15 protein-coding genes are annotated in these 19,063 nt (G+C 61.9%); 11 read left to right on the forward strand and 4 right to left on the reverse strand.

The window, feature by feature from the left end; translation table 11 throughout:
- The first annotated feature begins 33 nt into the window (after positions 1-33).
- Positions 34-2,478, forward strand: a complete 2,445-nt coding sequence (locus AC1RME_RS11975; RefSeq protein WP_371858309.1) for a penicillin-binding protein 1A — start codon at positions 34-36, stop codon at positions 2,476-2,478.
- A gap of 169 nt (positions 2,479-2,647) precedes the next feature.
- On the opposite strand, the gene AC1RME_RS11980 is transcribed toward AC1RME_RS11975, so the two are convergent.
- From AC1RME_RS11980 to rpmE, 3 genes are all read right to left on the reverse strand, one after another.
- Entirely contained in the window at positions 2,648-3,916 is a 1,269-nt protein-coding gene (locus AC1RME_RS11980; protein ID WP_096819922.1) for a malic enzyme-like NAD(P)-binding protein, read from the reverse strand.
- A 183-nt stretch (positions 3,917-4,099) separates the two neighbouring features.
- The gene (locus tag AC1RME_RS11985; RefSeq protein ID WP_493091274.1) at positions 4,100-4,882 is read right to left on the reverse strand and encodes a thermonuclease family protein; all 783 of its coding nucleotides are present in this window, start codon (positions 4,880-4,882) and stop codon (positions 4,100-4,102) included.
- Between the two features lie 41 nt (positions 4,883-4,923).
- A complete protein-coding gene (gene rpmE / locus AC1RME_RS11990) occupies positions 4,924-5,142 on the reverse strand; it encodes a 50S ribosomal protein L31 (protein ID WP_007975586.1) in 219 nt (72 codons plus the stop codon).
- Positions 5,143-5,471: 329 nt separating this feature from the next.
- Here rpmE and AC1RME_RS11995 point away from each other — a divergent pair, with 329 nt between their 5' ends.
- The 10 genes from AC1RME_RS11995 (at position 5,472) to AC1RME_RS12040 (ending at position 18,165) form a co-directional block, all read left to right on the forward strand.
- Entirely contained in the window at positions 5,472-7,691 is a 2,220-nt protein-coding gene (locus AC1RME_RS11995; RefSeq protein ID WP_096819924.1) for a primosomal protein N', read from the forward strand.
- A gap of 142 nt (positions 7,692-7,833) precedes the next feature.
- Positions 7,834-9,570, forward strand: coding sequence for an arginine--tRNA ligase (gene argS / locus AC1RME_RS12000; protein ID WP_102620208.1), 1,737 nt, complete (start codon positions 7,834-7,836; stop codon positions 9,568-9,570).
- A 1-nt stretch (position 9,571) separates the two neighbouring features.
- On the forward strand, positions 9,572-10,288 hold the full coding sequence (locus AC1RME_RS12005; RefSeq protein WP_096819926.1) for an SPOR domain-containing protein: 717 nt from the start codon (positions 9,572-9,574) through the stop codon (positions 10,286-10,288).
- A 155-nt stretch (positions 10,289-10,443) separates the two neighbouring features.
- Positions 10,444-10,980, forward strand: coding sequence for an ATP-dependent protease subunit HslV (gene hslV / locus AC1RME_RS12010; protein WP_003220875.1), 537 nt, complete (start codon positions 10,444-10,446; stop codon positions 10,978-10,980).
- Between the two features lie 48 nt (positions 10,981-11,028).
- Entirely contained in the window at positions 11,029-12,366 is a 1,338-nt protein-coding gene (gene hslU, locus AC1RME_RS12015) for an ATP-dependent protease ATPase subunit HslU (protein ID WP_096819927.1), read from the forward strand.
- A gap of 76 nt (positions 12,367-12,442) precedes the next feature.
- On the forward strand, positions 12,443-12,820 hold the full coding sequence (locus AC1RME_RS12020; protein ID WP_085711048.1) for a gamma-butyrobetaine hydroxylase family protein: 378 nt from the start codon (positions 12,443-12,445) through the stop codon (positions 12,818-12,820).
- Between the two features lie 258 nt (positions 12,821-13,078).
- Positions 13,079-14,758 (forward strand): class II poly(R)-hydroxyalkanoic acid synthase, encoded by a 1,680-nt coding sequence (gene phaC / locus AC1RME_RS12025; RefSeq protein ID WP_102620211.1) that lies wholly within the window; start codon positions 13,079-13,081, stop codon positions 14,756-14,758.
- Between the two features lie 68 nt (positions 14,759-14,826).
- A complete protein-coding gene (gene phaZ, locus AC1RME_RS12030) occupies positions 14,827-15,681 on the forward strand; it encodes a poly(3-hydroxyalkanoate) depolymerase (protein WP_085732561.1) in 855 nt (284 codons plus the stop codon).
- Positions 15,682-15,831: 150 nt separating this feature from the next.
- Positions 15,832-17,514, forward strand: a complete 1,683-nt coding sequence (phaC, locus tag AC1RME_RS12035) for a class II poly(R)-hydroxyalkanoic acid synthase (protein ID WP_096819929.1) — start codon at positions 15,832-15,834, stop codon at positions 17,512-17,514.
- A 30-nt stretch (positions 17,515-17,544) separates the two neighbouring features.
- Entirely contained in the window at positions 17,545-18,165 is a 621-nt protein-coding gene (locus AC1RME_RS12040; protein ID WP_096819930.1) for a TetR/AcrR family transcriptional regulator, read from the forward strand.
- 58 nt (positions 18,166-18,223) lie between these two features.
- On the opposite strand, the gene AC1RME_RS12045 is transcribed toward AC1RME_RS12040, so the two are convergent.
- Positions 18,224-19,063 carry a phasin family protein gene (locus AC1RME_RS12045; RefSeq protein WP_273538711.1) on the reverse strand — a complete coding sequence of 280 codons (840 nt, stop codon included), beginning with the start codon at positions 19,061-19,063 and terminating at the stop codon, positions 18,224-18,226.

The raw sequence follows: 19,063 nt of genomic DNA on the forward strand, positions 1-19,063 counted from the left end.
TTCATTCTTTGCCCTGGATGTCCAAAAGCCTTGATTCGTCTGCTGAAATTCTTCGGTTGGTCCATCGTCGCCGTTTTCTGCGGACTGCTTTTAGGTCTCAGCGGCGCGTTTCTTTACCTTAGTCCGGGTTTGCCATCTGTGGAGGCGCTGAGAAGCATTCAGTTGCAGATTCCGCTCCGGGTGTACAGCAGCGACAACAAGTTGATCGCAGAATTTGGCGAAATGCGCCGCACGCCGATCCGTTTCGCCGACATTCCCCCCAATTTCATCAATGCGTTACTAAGTGCTGAAGACGACAACTTCGCCAACCACTATGGTGTCGATCCGAGCAGCCTGATGCGTGCCGCGACTCAACTGGTCAAGAGCGGGCACATCCAGTCCGGCGGCAGCACCATCACCATGCAGGTGGCGAAGAACTTCTTCCTGACCAGCGAACGCAGCTTCTCGCGCAAGACCACGGAAATCCTCCTGGCCCTGCAGATCGAACGACAGCTGACCAAGGACGAGATCCTCGAGCTGTACGTGAACAAGATTTATCTGGGCAACCGCGCCTACGGCATCGAGGCGGCGGCGCAGGTGTATTACGGCAAGTCGATCCGTGAGGTCAGCCTGGCGCAGATGGCGATGATCGCCGGCCTGCCGAAAGCCCCGTCGCGCTTCAACCCGCTGGCCAACCCGGCGCGCAGCAAGGAGCGTCGTGACTGGATCCTCGGGCGCATGTACAAGCTCGGCAAGATCACCGAGGCCGACTACACCGCCGCCATCAACGAGCCGTTGAACGCCAGCTATCACGTGCCAACCCCGGAAGTGAACGCGCCGTACATCGCCGAGATGGCCCGCGCCGAAATGGTCGGCCGCTACGGCAGCGACGCCTACACCGAAGGTTTCCGCGTCACCACCACGGTCCCGAGCAACCTTCAGGAAATGGCCAACACCGCGCTGCACGAAGGCCTGATGACCTACGACCAGCGTCACGGCTACCGTGGCCCTGAATCGCGTCTGCCGGGCAAGACCCATGAAGCCTGGGCCACGGAGCTGACCAAGCAGCGCACCATCAGCAGCCTCGAGCCAGCTATCGTCACCCAGGTCGACAAGAACGGTCTGCAAGTGCTGACCCGCACCGGCGAAGAGCACGTGGCGTGGGACACCATGAAATGGGCCCGTCCGTTCCTCAATACCAACAGCATGGGCGCCGCGCCGCGTCAGCCATCGGATGTCGCGCAGGTCGGCGACCTAGTGCGCGTGCAGCGCCAGCCGAACAATTCGCTGAAGTTCAGCCAGATTCCGCAGGCCCAGGGCGCGCTGGTGTCGCTGGATCCGCAGAACGGTGCGATCCGCTCGCTGGTCGGCGGTTTCGCCTTCGAGCAGAGCAACTACAACCGCGCAATGCAGGCCAAGCGTCAGCCGGGCTCGAGCTTCAAGCCGTTCGTCTACAGCGCCGCGCTGGATAACGGCTACACCGCCGCCAGCCTGGTCAACGACGCACCGATCGTGTTCGTCGACGAGTACCTGGACAAGGTCTGGCGTCCGAAGAACGACACCAACACCTTCCTCGGCCCGATCCGTCTGCGTGAGGCGCTGTACAAGTCGCGCAACCTGGTTTCGATCCGTTTGCTGCAGGCGATGGGCGTAGGCAAGACCATCGACTACATCACCCGCTTCGGCTTCAACAAACAGGACCTGCCGCCTAACCTGTCCCTGGCGCTGGGCACCGCGACCCTGACGCCAATGGAAATCGCCACCGGCTGGAGCACCTTCGCCAACGGCGGTTTCAAGATCACCCCGTACATCATCGACAAGATCGAAAGCCGCAATGGCGACACGCTGTTTGTCGCCAACCCGCCGACCGTACCGCAGGGCGGCGCAGCCACCGACGGCATCGCGGCACCGGCGACCCAATCGATCACCGTCAACGCAGCGCCGATTCCGGGTGAAGCACCGGGCAGTGCCGCAATGCCACAAGTGCCGGCAGTCGCCGAGCGCATCGTCGATGGCCGCACCACCTACATCCTCAACAGCATGCTGCAGGACGTGATCAAGCTCGGCACCGGTCGTCGTGCACTGGCCATGGGTCGCAGCGACATCGCGGGTAAAACCGGTACCACCAACGAATCCAAGGATGCGTGGTTCTCCGGTTACAACGCCGATTACGTGACCACGGTCTGGACCGGTTTCGACCAGCCGGAAAGCCTTGGTCGCCGGGAGTTCGGCGGCACCGTAGCGCTGCCAATCTGGATGAACTACATGAGCGCCGCACTCAAGGACAAGCCGCCGCATGTCCAGCCAGAGCCGGAAGGCATCCTCAGCCTGCGGGTGGACCCGGTCAGCGGCCGCGCGGCCACACCGAGCACACCGGGCGCCTACTTCGAGCTGTTCAAGGCCGAAGACACGCCGCCGTCGGTCAACGAGATCGGCAACGGTACCGCGCCGGGCAGCCCGCTGCCGGCGGATGAACAGGCGCCGATCGATTTGTTCTGATCCCGATCCTGATCCGCCAAAAAGCCCCGCCTTCGTGAGAAGTGCGGGGCTTTTTATTGCCTTCAGGATTGGTGCTGGATGAACCGGCCACACCCGACACAAAACCCTCAGGCACAAAAAAGCCCCGACTCTCACGAGCCGGGGCTTTCGGTTGAAGCGCTACAACGACTTAGCCGTTGAACACGTCATCCACGCTTTTCAGCGGGTAGTGCTTCGGATACGGCAGGGTGGCCACACCGGTCTCGATCGCGGCCTTGGCCACGGCGTCGGAGATCAGGGTGATCAGGCGCTTGTCCATTGGCTTCGGAATGATGTACTCACGACCGAATTCCAGCTTGATGCCGCCGTAGGCGTCGCACACTTCCTGTGGAACCGGCAGTTTGGCCAGCTCACGCAGGGCGTTGGCAGCAGCCACTTTCATTTCTTCGTTGATGCGCTTGGCGCGAACGTCCAGGGCACCACGGAAGATGAACGGGAAGCCCAGCACGTTGTTGACCTGGTTCGGGTAGTCCGAACGGCCGGTGGCCATGATCACGTCGTTACGGGTGGCGTGGGCCAGTTCCGGGGAGATTTCCGGATCCGGGTTGGAGCACGCGAAGACGATCGGGTTGGCCGCCATGCGCTTGAGTTGCTCGGCGCTCAGCAGGTTCGGGCCCGACAGGCCGACGAATACGTCAGCGCCTTCGATGGCGTCGTCCAGCGTGCGTTTCTCGGTAGCGTGAGCAAACACAGCCTTGTACTGGTTCAGGTCGTCACGGCCAGCGTGGATCACGCCGGTACGGTCGATCATGAAGATGTTCTCGACCTTGGCGCCCATGCTCACCAGCAATTTCATGCAGGAGATAGCGGCAGCGCCGGCGCCCAGGCAGACGATCTTGGCTTCGCCGAGGGTTTTGCCAGCGATTTCCAGGGCGTTGATCATGCCCGCAGCGGTCACGATCGCGGTGCCGTGCTGGTCATCGTGGAACACCGGAATGTCGCACTGCTCGATCAGAGCGCGTTCGATCTCAAAGCACTCAGGCGCCTTGATGTCTTCCAGGTTGATGCCACCGAAGGTGATGGAAATGCGTTTTACGGTGTCGATGAAGGCTTGCGGGCTTTCGGAATCGACTTCGATGTCGAACACGTCGATGCCGGCGAAGCGCTTGAACAGCACGCCTTTACCTTCCATCACTGGCTTGGAAGCCAGTGGGCCGAGGTTACCCAGGCCCAGAATCGCGGTGCCATCGGAAATGACTGCAACCAGGTTGCCCTTGCCGGTGTACTTGTAGGCCAGTTCAGGATCGCGAGCGATCTCGCGCACTGGTTCAGCTACGCCGGGGCTGTAGGCCAGCGACAGGTCGCGGGCGGTAGCAGTGGCCTTGGTGAGCTCGACACTCAGCTTTCCTGGACGAGGATGGGCGTGATATTCGAGAGCGGCAGTTTTCAGATCAGACATTTTGGCATTCCGCTTTTTACTGTTGGACAGACTGGTCAGCGAGGATACGCGCCTCGCAAAGTCCCCACAAGACTGCCCGGTCACCCCTGTCAAGCGCCCTGCCCTACGACTTTGGGCCAAGAGCCACGGCGCACAAGGGCTTGACTGTTCACAATCGACAGAAAAAATGTCTACAATTTTTCTTCAGCGAGACGATTGCAACATCGAAGGATCGGTCAGCGGCAACAACCAGCGAGCCTGACCCGGTTTCAATCCGCCCCGTCGCGAACGGTCGACCACCCAGCCTCGGGCCTCGATCTGCCTGCCCTTCCGCGCTAGCAACGAAGCGTCATCGAAACGATCCAGCAGATTGGGTGCAACGCGCAGTACAAGCTTGTCCTGCAATTCGATCCAGATTCCGCCGCGATTGCGCTGAACCTTGCTCACACGACCGCTGACCACTGCGAAACCCGATCGCTCGATCTGCTCCGCTTTCAGTACAGGTGAGCGCTTCCACAGGCCAAGACCGGCCTGCCGTGCACGTCGTTCGGCAGCCTGCTGGCAATCGACAAGATCGACATTCGGCGCCACCGCGACCTGGAAACCGAGGCCATCGGCGAGCATTTGCGCTTCGAGATTGTCACCCTTGGCGCTGAAAACATGGGCCAGGGTCCGGCCGTAATGATCCTTGGACTCGGCGCCGAGCTGCAGGCCAACCCGACCGTCGCCCTCCGCGACCAATGCTTCGAGGCGCTTGCGCGCCGCTGCCGCGAATGGCTCGTCACTGCGACCCTGCTTGCCGAGCTCAGGGGTGTTGAGCCCGATCATCCGCACGCTGCGCCCGTCGCTCAGGCGCAAGGTGTCGCCGTCGACCACGCGCTGCACGGAGACGCTGGTCAGGCCGGCGGGAGCAGGGCAGAAGGCCTGGGCGCCGGACAGCCAAATCGCGGACACAAAAAAGGCGCCCGCAAGGGACGCCTTTTTCATCAGACCGGAAAAACCTTTGAGGCTTTCCAGAATGAAGGGCCTTAGGCCTTTTTCGCGCCGAAAGCACCGAAACGGTCGGCGAACTTCTGAACGCGACCACCGGTGTCCAGAGTCTTCTGCTTACCGGTGTAGAACGGGTGGCACTCGTTGCAAACGTCGATCGCCAGGGCTTTGCCGAAGGTCGAACGGGTTTCGAACTTGTTGCCGCAGCTGCAGGTAACAGCAACTGCTGGGTATTCTGGATGGATATCAGCTTTCATGGTGTCTTCCTCAGGCTAGCGTGCCGCCACCCAACACTATTGTTGAATACCGCACGTAATTAGGCCGCGGATTCTACCAGACCTTTTCAATCACGCAAGCTGTCCGGGGTGCCCTCCATCAGAAAAGACTGTTCAATGTTGACGGCGTCTTTTGACGTCAGGCTGCGTTGCTACTCCTCCCCATAGCAAGCTATGAGTCGTCGTAGCGCCTTGCCTGACGCCAAAACCCACTCGTCAACATTTGAACGCTTTCCTGATGGAGGACACAGAACCGACCGTCTGCTAGGCTCCCGCCCTTCTTCACCGCCCCGCCTATGAGAATCCTCCGCGTGCCCGACGCCATTCTGCGCCTCGCCCTGCCTTCGCCCCTGCGCCGCCTGTTCGACTATCGGGCCCCGGCCGGCGTGCTGCGTTCGCAGTTGCAACCGGGCATGCGCCTGCGAGTGCCGTTCGGTCGGCGGGAAATGATCGGGATTCTGGTGGAAGTCACTGACACCAGTGAAGTGCCGGTGGAGAAGCTCAAACCGGCGCTGGCCCTGCTCGATGCCACGGCGCCGCTGCCGCCAGCACTGTTCAAGCTGTGCCTGTGGACCGCCCAGTATTATCAGCACAGCCTCGGCGACACCTTGAGTTGGGCACTGCCGGTGCTGCTGCGCCAGGGCGAACTGGCCGAGGCCCGCCAGGAACGTTTCTGGTCCGCCGCCCCCGGTGCCAGCCTCGATGACCCGCGCATCGCCCGCGCGCCGCGCCAGCGTGAAGCCCTGGCGACTTTGGCCCAGCATCCTCACGGCGTCGCCCATCAGTTGCTGAGCAAACTGATGCTGAACAAGGACAGCCTCGATCTGCTGCTGGCCAAGGATCTGGTGCAGGTCGAAGTGCGTCGCCACGCCCCCGGCGCACGCCACGAGCACTGGCTGGCCCAGCCGGAACTGCCGCTCAACAGCGAACAGCGCGCTGCGTATGAAGCGATTCGCGCCGGTTTCGACAGTTATCACGCGTTCCTGCTGGCCGGGGTTACCGGCAGCGGCAAGACCGAAGTCTATCTGCAGCTGATCCGCGAAACCCTCGAAGCCGGCAAGCAGGCGCTGGTGCTGATCCCGGAGATCAACCTCGGCCCGCAAACCCTGGCGCGCTTCGAACAACGCTTCAATGCGCGCATCGCCCTGCTGCACTCGGCGGTCAACGACCGCGAGCGGCTCGACGCCTGGCTCGCCGCCCGCGATGGCGAGGCCGACATTATTATCGGCACCCGCTCGGCGCTGTTCACCCCGATGAAGAATCCGGGGCTGATCATCATCGACGAAGAACACGACGGTTCCTATAAACAGCAGGAAGGCCTGCGCTACCACGCACGGGATCTGGCGCTGGTGCGGGCGCGGCAGGAAAACATCCCGATTGTCCTCGGTTCCGCGACGCCATCGCTGGAAAGCCTGCACAACGCCTACACCGGTCGCTACGGGCTCCTGCGCCTGAACGAGCGGGCCGGCGGCGCCAAGCAGCCACGGTTCCTGCGTCTGGATGTGAAAAGTCGTCCGCTGGACAGCGGCATTTCCGGGCCGATGCAGCAGGCCATCGGCCAGACCCTCGCCGCCGGCCAACAAGTGCTGGTGTTCCTCAACCGCCGGGGTTTTGCCCCGACCCTGCTGTGCCACGATTGCGGCTGGATGTCCGAGTGCCAGCGCTGCGATGCGCGGATGACCGTGCACCAGCGCTATGGCGAACTGCGCTGCCACCACTGCGGTTATGTCGAGCGCGTGCCGCGCCAGTGCCCGAAGTGCAACAAGGTCGATCTGCGGCCGGTGGGCGCCGGCACCGAACGGGCCGAGGAGCGGCTGGCGATTCTGTTCCCGGACTATCCGGTACTGCGCGTCGACCGCGACAGCACGTCGCGCAAGGACGCCATGAATCAGTTGTTCGCCACGATCCAGAAAGGTCAGCCGTGCATTCTGGTCGGCACTCAAATGTTGGCCAAGGGTCACCACTTCCCCCGGGTCACCCTCGTGTCGATCCTCGACGCCGACGGCGGATTGTTTTCCGGTGACTTCCGCGCCAGCGAGCGCATGGCGCAGCTGATCGTGCAGGTCGCCGGCCGTGCCGGGCGGGCGGAAGAACCGGGCAAGGTGATCATCCAGACCCACCTCGCCGACCACCCGTTATTGGTACAACTGACCGAACAGGGTTATTTCGCCTTTGCCGAACAGGCCCTGAGCGAACGCCGCGCCGCCGGGCTGCCGCCATTCTCGCATCTGGCACTGTTGCGCGCCGAAGCCCACAAACCGGGGCAGGCCGAAGGCTTTCTCGATGAAGCCTGCAGCGAAGCCGAGCGCTTGCTGGCCGAGCAGAACCTGAGCGGCATCGAACTGCTGGGACCGGTGCCGGCGCCGATGGAACGTCGGGCCGGACGCTTCCGCGCGCAGCTGCTGTTGCAGGCCACGGCCCGGGCGCCGCTGCACCGGTTGCTGGCGAGCTGGCTGCTGGCGCTGGAGCAGATGCCGAGCGGCCGGGCGGTGCGCTGGTCGCTGGATGTCGATCCGGTGGATCTGTACTGACCGGGCAAAACCGCTCGAATTGTCACCACACATCCACATCCTGCCTGCTAAGGTTGGCAAGCCCGTCTTCGCAACGGATAATGCCCAGTTTTTCCACCCGCGCATCGATGCGCCGCCGCGCTTGCGGTCGAAAGAGAAGACCATGAAAGACACCATTCGCCAGCTGATCCAACAAGCCCTCACCCAACTCGTCAACGAAGGTGTGTTGCCTGAAGGCCTGACGCCGGCGATCCAGGTGGAGAACGCCCGGGACAAGACTCACGGCGACTTCGCCAGCAACATCGCGATGATGCTGGCCAAGCCTGCGGGCATGAAGCCGCGCGACCTGGCAGAGAAAATCATCGCCGCCCTGCCGGCTGACGAGAACGTCACCAAGGCCGAAATCGCCGGCCCCGGCTTCCTCAATTTCTTCCAGAACACGCAAGCGCTGGCCTCGCGCCTCGACGCCGCCCTGGCGGACGAACACGTTGGCGTACGCAAGGCCGGCCCGGCGCAACGCACCGTGGTCGACCTGTCGGCACCGAACCTGGCCAAAGAGATGCACGTCGGTCACTTGCGCTCGACCATCATCGGCGACGGCGTGGCCCGTGTGCTTGAGTTCCTCGGCGATACCGTGATCCGTCAGAACCACGTTGGCGACTGGGGTACCCAGTTCGGCATGCTGATGGCGTACCTGCAGGAAAACCCGATCACCAGCGACGAACTGTCGGACCTGGAAAACTTCTATCGCGCCGCCAAGCAGCGTTTCGACGAGTCCCCGGAATTCGCCGACCGCGCCCGTGGCCTGGTGGTCAAGCTACAGGCCGGCGATGCCGAATGCCTGGCGCTGTGGACCAAGTTCAAGGACATCTCGCTGTCGCACTGCCAGAAGATCTACGAACTGCTCAACGTCAAACTGACCATGGCCGACGTGATGGGCGAAAGCGCCTACAACGACGACCTGATCAACGTGGTCAACGACCTGAAAGCCGCCGGCATGCTGGTCGAAAGCAACGGCGCCCAGTGCGTGTTCCTCGACGAGTTCAAGAACGCCGAAGGCGAGCCGCTGCCGGTGATCATCGTCAAGGCTGACGGCGGCTACCTGTACGCCACCACCGACCTGGCGGCCGTGCGCTACCGCAGCGGCAAGCTGAAGGCCGACCGTGCGCTGTACTTCGTCGACCAGCGTCAGGCCCTGCACTTCCAGCAAGTGTTCGCCGTGGCGCGTAAGGCCGGTTTCGTGACCCATCCGATGGAAATGGAACACATGGGCTTCGGCACCATGAACGGCGCCGACGGCCGTCCGTTCAAGACCCGTGATGGTGGCACCGTGAAGCTGATCGATCTGCTGACCGAAGCTCAGGAACGCGCCTACACCCTGGTGAAGGACAAGAATCCGGAGCTGGCCGAAGACGAGCTGCGCAACATCGCCAAAGTCGTGGGCATCGGCGCGGTGAAGTACGCCGACCTGTCGAAGCACCGCACCAGCGACTACAGCTTCAACTTCGACCTGATGCTCAACTTCGAAGGCAACACCGCGCCGTACCTGCTGTACGCCTACACCCGCGTGGCCGGCGTGTTCCGCAAACTGGGCAAGGACTTCAGCGAAGTCGACGGCCAGATCGTTCTCGAAGCGGCGCACGAACAGGAACTGGCGGCCAAACTGGCGCAGTTCGGTGAAGTGCTGAACAACGTCGCGGAAAAGGGCACGCCACACACCCTGTGCACCTACCTGTACGACGTCGCCGGCCTGTTCTCCAGCTTCTACGAGAACTGCCCGATCCTCGCCGCCGACACCCCGGCACAAATGCAAAGCCGTCTGCGCCTTGCCGCGCTGACCGGCCGTACCCTCAAGCAAGGCCTGGAACTGCTCGGCCTGGAAACCCTGGAGCGTATGTAAGTTGGCTGCCAAGAAAAAACCTGCACCCAAGCGTGGCGCCAGCCGTTACCAAGCTCCTGCAAAGCAACCGATCCCGGGTTGGCTGTGGATGGCCATCGGCCTGACGGTCGGCGCGTTCATCGTGTTCCTGATGAAACTGGAGCCGGGCAAGGGCAGCGACACGGTCAAGCGCGAGAAGATCGAGCAACAGCAGCAACAGAAAGCCACCAAGATCGCCGAGGCCAACAAGACCCCGCCGAGCCCGACGCAACCGGTGAAGCCGAAGTACGACTTCTACACCCTGCTGCCGGAATCGGAAGTGATCGTGCCGCCAGACGCCGTGCCGGAGAAAACCCTGCCGACGCCACAGGTGCCGGCGATCCCGACCACGCCGGTGACCCCGGCCGAAGCGGCGAAGATCGACACGGCGCGCGCCCAGGCTGCACTGGCCGGGATTACCCCACCGCCAGCGCCGCCGGTGACCAAGGCTGCGCCGGTAACCAAGTTCTTCCTCCAGGCCGGTTCGTTCCGCAAAGAGGCCGATGCCGACAAGGTGCGCGCGCAGATCATTCTGCTCGGCCAGGCGGTAGCGGTTGAATCCGGGACGGTGAAGGATGAAACCTGGTATCGCGTACTGGTCGGCCCGTTCAGCAACCGCGAACAACTGACCACCGCCCAGAAACAACTGGCGGGCGCGGGCTTCAGCAACCTGTTGTTACAACAACGCCAGAGCCGCTGATTTCCCCCGAATGATCCTTCCCGCGCTCTGCGTGGGGAGGATCAGCGCGACAACACCGCTCGTCCCCTCTCCCTCCCCGCAGTTGAAATCCTCTCCACCACCCCCATATGAATGGGCATAAGGCATTTTCGCCCCGCAGTGTGGAGACTCTTCCCTTGACCACCATCGTTTCAGTCCGCCGCCACGGCAAAGTCGTCATGGGCGGCGACGGCCAGGTTTCTCTCGGCAACACCGTGATGAAAGGCAACGCGAAGAAAGTTCGTCGCCTGTACCACGGCCAGGTCATCGCCGGTTTCGCCGGTGCCACCGCCGACGCCTTTACCCTGTTCGAACGTTTCGAAGGCCAGCTCGAGAAACATCAGGGCCACCTGATCCGCGCCGCCGTCGAACTCGCAAAAGAATGGCGCACCGACCGTTCCCTGAGCCGCCTCGAAGCCATGCTCGCGGTCGCCAACAAGGACGCCTCCCTGATCATCACCGGCAACGGTGACGTGGTCGAACCGGAAAACGGCCTGATCGCCATGGGTTCCGGTGGCGGTTACGCCCAGGCTGCTGCCAGCGCGCTGCTGAAAAAGACCGATCTGTCGGCCCGCGAAATCGTCGAGACCGCTCTCGGGATCGCCGCCGACATCTGTGTATTCACCAACCACACTCAGACCATTGAGGAGCAGGATCTCGCTGAAGAAGCCTGAGTCGGCCCTGTGCCACGGCTTGTTTCTGCTTGAGGACCGTCAATTATTATGTCCATGACTCCCCGCGAAATCGTCCACGAACTCAATCGCCATATCATCGGCCAGGACGATGCCAAGCGCGCCGTCGCGATTGCCCTGCGCAACCGCTGGCGCCGCATGCAGCTGCCTGAAGAGCTGCGTGTTGAAGTGACCCCGAAGAACATCCTGATGATCGGCCCGACCGGTGTCGGTAAAACCGAGATCGCCCGTCGCCTGGCCAAGCTGGCCAATGCGCCGTTCATCAAGGTCGAAGCGACCAAGTTCACCGAAGTCGGCTACGTCGGCCGCGACGTCGAATCGATCATCCGTGATCTGGCCGATGCCGCGATCAAAATGCTGCGCGAGCAGGAAATGACCCGCGTTCGCCACCGCGCCGAAGACGCTGCCGAGGACCGAATCCTCGACGCCCTGCTGCCGCCGGCACGCATGGGCTTCAGCAACGAAGAAGCGCCGAGCCCGGATTCCAACACCCGCCAGCTGTTCCGCAAGCGCCTGCGCGAAGGTCAACTGGACGACAAGGAAATCGAGATCGAAGTCGCCGAAATGGCCGGCATCGAGATCGCCACGCCGCCGGGCATGGAAGAGATGACCAACCAGCTTCAGTCCCTGTTCGCCAACATGGGCAAGGGCAAGAAGAAGTCTCGCAAGCTCAAGGTCAAGGAAGCGCTGAAGCTGGTGCGCGATGAAGAAGCCGGTCGCCTGGTCAACGAAGAAGAGTTGAAGGCCAAGGCCCTGGAAGCGGTCGAGCAGCACGGCATCGTGTTCATCGACGAAATCGACAAGGTCGCCAAGCGCGGCAATGTCGGCGGCGCCGATGTGTCCCGTGAAGGCGTACAACGCGACCTGCTGCCGCTGATCGAAGGCTGCACCGTCAACACCAAGCTGGGCATGGTCAAGACCGACCACATCCTGTTCATCGCCTCCGGTGCGTTCCACCTGAGCAAGCCGAGCGACCTGGTGCCGGAGCTGCAAGGCCGTCTGCCGATCCGCGTCGAACTCAAGGCCCTGAGCCCGGAAGACTTCGAGCGCATCCTCAGCGAACCGCACGCCTCGCTCACCGAGCAATACTGCGCGCTGCTGAAGACCGAAGGCCTGAACATTCAGTTCCAGCCTGACGGCATCAAGCGCCTGGCGGAGATTGCCTGGCAGGTCAACGAGAAGACCGAGAACATCGGTGCCCGTCGCCTGCACACGCTGCTCGAGCGCCTGCTGGAAGAGGTGTCGTTCAGCGCCGGCGATCTGGCCAGCGCCCACGACGACAAGGCGATCCTGATCGACGCCGAGTACGTCAACAGCCACCTGGGTGAATTGGCGCAGAACGAAGATCTGTCTCGTTATATCCTGTAAGCCATACTGACAGTGGTCGTGAAACTGTGGGAGCCATCGGCTCCCACAATTTTTTTCACCTGACGGAACGCCGGCAATGACCCAACTCCCCACCGACATCAAACTGCACAAAGCCTCGAAAACCCTGTCGCTCAAATACGCGTCCGGCGAGGAGTACACCCTGCCCGCCGAATTCCTGCGCGTGCATTCGCCCTCCGCCGAGGTCCAGGGCCACGGCAAACCGATCCTGCAATTCGGCAAGCTGCACGTCGGCCTGACCAAGGTAGAACCGGCCGGTCAGTACGCACTGAAACTGACCTTCGACGACGGTCACGACAGCGGCCTGTTCACCTGGGATTACCTCTACGAACTGGGGCGACGTTATGACGCACTCTGGGCGGATTATCTGGCCGAGCTCAAAGCCGCCGGCAAAACCCGCGACCCGGACGAGTCCGTCGTCAAGCTGATGCTCTAGTCCGCGCCTCGGACTGTTTAGAGGGCATTTTCTAAATTCATCTGTTTGAATGCTCCGCTAAAGCGGTCCGGGATCGGCTGCTTGCGAAAAAAATTAAACTCGGGTAACCAATGGAGCTGGCAAGTTCCCTGCAGTGCTCTACGACTGTAAAGCAGCTATGCAGAATCAACGGTCACCCGAGCAGTAGTACCTGGCATTGGCTGTGGAACTGCACAGCAGAAAACCGGGTACTCGTCTCAGGACAATGGAGCGTCGTAGATGAGTAACAAGAATAACGATGATTTGAAGTACCAAGCCTCGGAAAACACCCTGGGGCTGAATCCTGTCGTTGGGCTTCGCGGAAAGGATCTGCTGGCCTCTGCTCGAATGGTGCTGACCCAGGCCATCAAACAACCGATCCATAGTGTCAAACACGTCACTCATTTCGGCCTCGAATTGAAGAACGTGCTGTTCGGCAAATCAGAACTGCAACCGGCTGGCGATGACCGTCGCTTTGCCGATCCGGCGTGGAGTCAGAACCCGCTGTACAAGCGTTACCTGCAAACCTATCTGGCGTGGCGCAAGGAACTCCATGCCTGGATCGACGACAGCAGCCTCTCGCCCAAGGACATTGCGCGCGGGCACTTCGTGATCAACCTGATGACCGAAGCCATGGCGCCGACCAACACGGCGGCCAACCCGGCGGCGGTCAAACGTTTCTTCGAGACTGGCGGCAAGAGCCTGCTCGACGGCCTCTCGCATCTGGCCAAGGATCTGGTACACAACGGCGGCATGCCGAGCCAGGTCAACATGGGCGCGTTCGAGGTCGGCAAGACCCTGGGCGTGACCGAAGGCGCGGTAGTGTTTCGCAACGACGTGCTGGAGCTGATCCAGTACAAGCCGATCACCGAGCAGGTGCACGAGCGCCCGCTGCTGGTCGTACCGCCGCAGATCAACAAGTTCTATGTATTCGACCTGAGCCCGGACAAGAGCCTGGCGCGCTTCTGCCTGCGCAACAATGTGCAGACCTTCATCGTCAGCTGGCGCAACCCGACCAAGGAACAGCGCGAGTGGGGCCTTTCGACCTACATCGAAGCCCTGAAGGAAGCGGTCGACGTGGTCACCGCGATCACCGGCAGCAAGGACGTCAACATGCTCGGCGCCTGCTCTGGCGGCATCACGTGCACCGCCCTGCTCGGCCACTATGCCGCCACTGGCGAAAACAAGGTCAATGCCCTGACCCTGCTGGTCAGCGTGCTCGACACCACCCTGGACAGCGACGTCGCGCTGTTTGTCGACGAGCAGACCCTGGAAATGGCCAAGCGTCATTCGTATCAGGCCGGCGTGCTCGAAGGCAAAGACATGGCCAAGGTCTTCGCCTGGATGCGTCCCAACGATCTGATCTGGAACTACTGGGTCAACAACTACCTGCTCGGCAACGAGCCGCCGGTGTTCGACATCCTGTTCTGGAACAACGACACCACCCGGTTGCCGGCGGCGTTCCACGGCGACCTGATCGAGATGTTCAAAAACAACCCACTGATCCGCCCCGATGCACTGGAAGTGTGCGGCACGCCGATCGACCTCAAGCAGGTGACCGCCGACATCTTCTCGCTGGCCGGCACCAACGACCACATCACCCCGTGGAAGTCTTGCTACAAGTCGGCGCAGCTGTTTGGCGGCAAGGTGGAATTCGTGCTGTCGAGCAGCGGGCATATCCAAAGCATTCTGAACCCGCCGGGCAACCCGAAATCGCGCTACATGACCAGCGACGAAATGACCGCCAATGCCGATGACTGGCAGGAAAACTCGACCAAACATGCCGATTCCTGGTGGTTGCACTGGCAGGCGTGGCAAGCGGCGCGTTCGGGCGAGCTGAAAAAGGCACCGACGAAACTGGGCAACAAAGCATTCCCGGCAGGCGAGGCCTCACCGGGCACTTACGTACACGAGCGGTAACCGACACACCTCACTCCCCCCGGGGAGTGAGGTGAACACTGAGATTGCGACCCACAGGGCCTTGAAGCATGCCGCAACCGTTCATCTTTCGTACTGTCGAGCTGGATGGCCAGACCATCCGCACGGCGGTTCGCCCCGGCAAGCCTCACTTGACGCCCTTGCTGATTTTCAACGGCATCGGCGCCAACCTGGAGCTGGTGTTTCCTTTTGTCGCGGCGCTGGATCCGGACCTGGAAGTGATCGCCTTCGACGTGCCCGGTGTCGGTGGCTCTTCGACGCCGAGACGGCCGTATCGCTTTCCGGGACTGGCGAAGCTCACTGCACGGATGCTCGACTACCTCGACTACGGACAGGTCAATGTGATCGGCGTGTCCTGGGGTGGCGCGCTGGCGCAACAGTTCGCCTATGACTATCCCGAGCGCTGCAAGAAGCTGGTACTGGCAGCGACGGCGGCGGGCGCAGTGATGGTGCCGGGCAAGCCGAAGGTGCTGTGGATGATGGCCAGTCCACGGCGCTACATCCAGCCGTCCCATGTGATCCGCATCGCCCCGATGATCTACGGCGGCTCGTTCCGCCGCGACCCGACACTCGCCGCCAGCCATGCGGCCAAGGTGCGTTCGGCGGGCAAGCTCGGCTACTACTGGCAACTGTTCGCGGGCCTTGGCTGGACCAGCATTCACTGGCTGCACAAGATCCATCAGCCGACCCTGGTGCTGGCCGGTGACGACGATCCGCTGATCCCGCTGATCAACATGCGCATGCTGGCCTGGCGGATTCCCAACGCCCAGTTGCACATCATCGATGACGGTCATCTGTTCCTGATCACCCGGGCCGAAGCCGTGGCGCCGATCATCATGAAGTTCCTCCAGGAGGAACGTCTTCGTGCAGTGATGCACCCCCACCCGACACCGCTGGGCGGATAACCGGCCCGGTCCGGTTTTCTGGACAGCTCCTTGCAGAGCCTTTTCAAAGTGCGTGGCAGGACGCCGCGCAGGCAACAACCCGCAACAGCGTCTATGGTGTTCTGGTTCGGTGTGTTTGTTTTTGACCTGAAGACGAAGGAGTGTTGAGTCATGCGCGACAAACCAGCGACGGGCGTAGTGCCCAGTCCTGCCGTTTTCATCAATGCACAAAGTGCAATGACCGGCCTGCGTGGCCGCGACCTGATTTCGACGTTGCGCAGCGTAGCCGCCCACGGCCTGCGCAACCCGATTCACAGCGCGAGGCACGCGTTGAAACTCGGTGGCGCGCTCGGACGCGTGCTGCTCGGCGAAACCCTTCACCCGACCAACCCCAATGACAGCCGCTTCGCCGACCCGGCCTGGAGCCTCAACCCGTTCTACCGCCGGAGCCTGCAGGCTTATTTGAGCTGGCAGAAGCAGGTCAAGAGCTGGATCGACGACAGCAGCATGAGCGATGACGATCGCGCCCGTGCGCACTTCGCTTTTTCCCTGATCAACGACGCCGTCGCGCCCTCCAACACGCTGCTCAATCCGCTGGCGGTCAAGGAGCTGTTCAACTCCGGCGGCCACAGCCTGGTGCGTGGGCTGAGCCATCTGTTCGATGACCTGCTGCACAACGACGGCCTGCCGCGCCAGGTTACCAAGCAGGCTTTCGAAGTCGGCAAGACCGTCGCCACCACCACCGGCTCGGTGGTGTTTCGCAACGAAATGCTTGAGCTGATCCAGTACAAGCCGATGAGCGAAAAGCAGTATTCAAAACCGCTGCTGGTGGTGCCGCCACAAATCAACAAGTACTACATTTTCGACCTGAGCCCGAACAACAGCTTCGTCCAGTACGCCCTGAAGAACGGCTTGCAGACCTTCATGATCAGTTGGCGCAACCCGGACGTGCGCCACCGCGAATGGGGCCTGTCGACCTACGTCGAAGCCGTGGAAGAAGCGATGAACATCTGCCGGGCGATCACCGGCGCCCGCGAAGTCAACCTGATGGGCGCCTGCGCCGGCGGGCTGACCATCGCCGCACTGCAAGGGCACTTGCAGGCCAAGCGGCAACTGCGGCGAGTCTCCAGCGCAACCTATCTGGTGAGCCTGCTCGACAGCCAGATCGACTCTCCGGCCACACTGTTCGCCGATGAACAGACCCTCGAAGCGGCCAAACGCCGCTCCTACCAGAAAGGCGTGCTGGACGGTCGCGACATGGCCAAGGTGTTCGCCTGGATGCGTCCCAACGATCTGATCTGGAGCTACTTCGTCAACAACTACCTGCTGGGCAAGGAGCCGCCGGCGTTCGACATCCTCTACTGGAACAACGACAGCACCCGTCTGCCCGCCGCGTTTCATGGCGATCTGCTGGATTTCTTCAAGCACAACCCGCTGATTCATTCGGGCGGCCTGGAAGTCTGCGGCACGCCGATCGACCTGCAGAAAGTCACGGTCGACAGTTTCAGCGTGGCCGGCATGAACGACCACATCACGCCATGGGACGCGGTGTATCGCTCGACCTTGCTGCTCGGTGGCGAGCGGCGCTTCGTGCTGTCCAACAGCGGCCATGTGCAGAGCATTCTCAACCCGCCGAGCAACCCCAAGGCCAACTACGTCGAAAACGGCAAGATGAGCAGCGACCCGCGTGCCTGGTACTACGACGCGAAAAAAGTCGACGGCAGCTGGTGGCCGCAGTGGCTGGAATGGGTTCAGCAGCGCTCCGGCACCCTGCGCGAAACCCAGATGGCCCTTGGCAACGCGAACTATCCACCGATGGAGGCGGCGCCCGGCACTTACGTGCGTGTGCGCTGACCGGCCCCAACCGCCCTTTAAGAAGACTGGATGAAAACAAGCGAACGGATCCTCGAATGTGCCCTGCAGTTGTTCAACGAAAAGGGCGAGCCGAACGTCTCCACCATGGAGGTTGCCAATGAAATGGGGATCAGCCCCGGCAACCTCTACTACCACTTTCACGGCAAGGAGCCGCTGATCCTCGGGTTGTTCGAGCGCTTCCAGAACGAACTGGCGCCACTGCTCGACCCGCCCGCGGATGTAGAGCTGGCGCCGGGGGATTACTGGCTGTTCCTGCACTTGATCGTCGAGCGGCTGGCGCAGTACCGGTTCCTGTTCCAGGACTTGTCGAACCTGGCCGGACGTCTGCCGAAACTGGCCAAGGGCATCCGCAACTTTCTCAACGTCCTGAAGCGCACGCTGGCGTCATTGCTGGCGCGATTGAAGGCGTCGGGGCAGTTGGTCAGTGATACCCAGGCGCTGGGGCAACTGGTCGAGCAGATCACCATGACCTTGCTGTTCTCGCTGGACTATCAGCGGATTCTCGATCGCGAGGGGGAAGTGAGGCTGGTGGTGTACCAGATCATGATGCTGGTGGCACCGCACCTGTTGCCGCCGGTGAAGGTGGCGACGGAGCGGATGGCGCTGCAGTACCTCGAAGATCACGAGTGACCGCCCAAACAAAAACGCCCGACCTTCACAGGCCGGGCGTTTTCTTGAGCCCTGAAAATCAGGACTGACTGGTCGGCGTCGACGGAGTCGATGCAACAGTCGGAGCAGGCGCCGGGGTTGGAGCCGAGGCGGAGTTCGACGTGCTTGCCAGTGCTGCCGGTGTGGTCACCGGTTTCGGCGCAGCGGCTTTCGGCGCAGCCGGTTTTTTCACTGCTGGTTTTTTCGCCGCAGCCGGTTTGGCGGCAGGCTTGGCAGCGGGTTTGGCGGCAGCGGTTTTCGCTGCTGGCTTGGCCGCTGGTTTTGCAGCAGGTTTCGCGGCGGCCTTGGCGGCAACCGGTTTGGCCGCGGCTTTCGCTGCGGGCTTGGCGGCTGCGGTTTTGGCCGCAGGTTTTGCTGCAGGTTTAGCAGCAGCCTTGGCCAATGGTTTGGCAGCAGGTTTTGCCGCCGGTTTGGCTGCAGCGGTTTTGGCCGCCACAGGTTGGGTTTTCAGACCGGTGAGTTTTTCGATCTGCTTGGTCAGGGTATCGACCTTCTTGTGCAGATCCTTCACCTCGTTGCGGCTCGGTACGCCCAGGCGCGAAATCGCACTGTTCAGGCGCTTGTCGAAAGCCCCTTCCAGTTGATCCCACGTGCCCAGCGCGCGATCTTTCACGCCGCTGATGCGCGATTTGGCCGAGTTTGCAGAGTCCTTGGCAGCATCGACTGTCTTGCCGACTGCAGCCTTGGTGAGCTTCTCGGCTTTCTCGCCGTCTTTGACCAATGTATCGAAGAGCTTGCTGCCGTCAGTGTCGATCTTCGAGTACACGCCTAAACCAGCCAGCCAGATCTTGCGGGAGTAGTCTTCGACTTTCCCGATCCACGAGCTGCCTTCTTTATCGGTGTTCTTTTTACCAGCCAT

The organism is Pseudomonas sp. GW822-FHT03F08 (assembly GCF_058801265.1).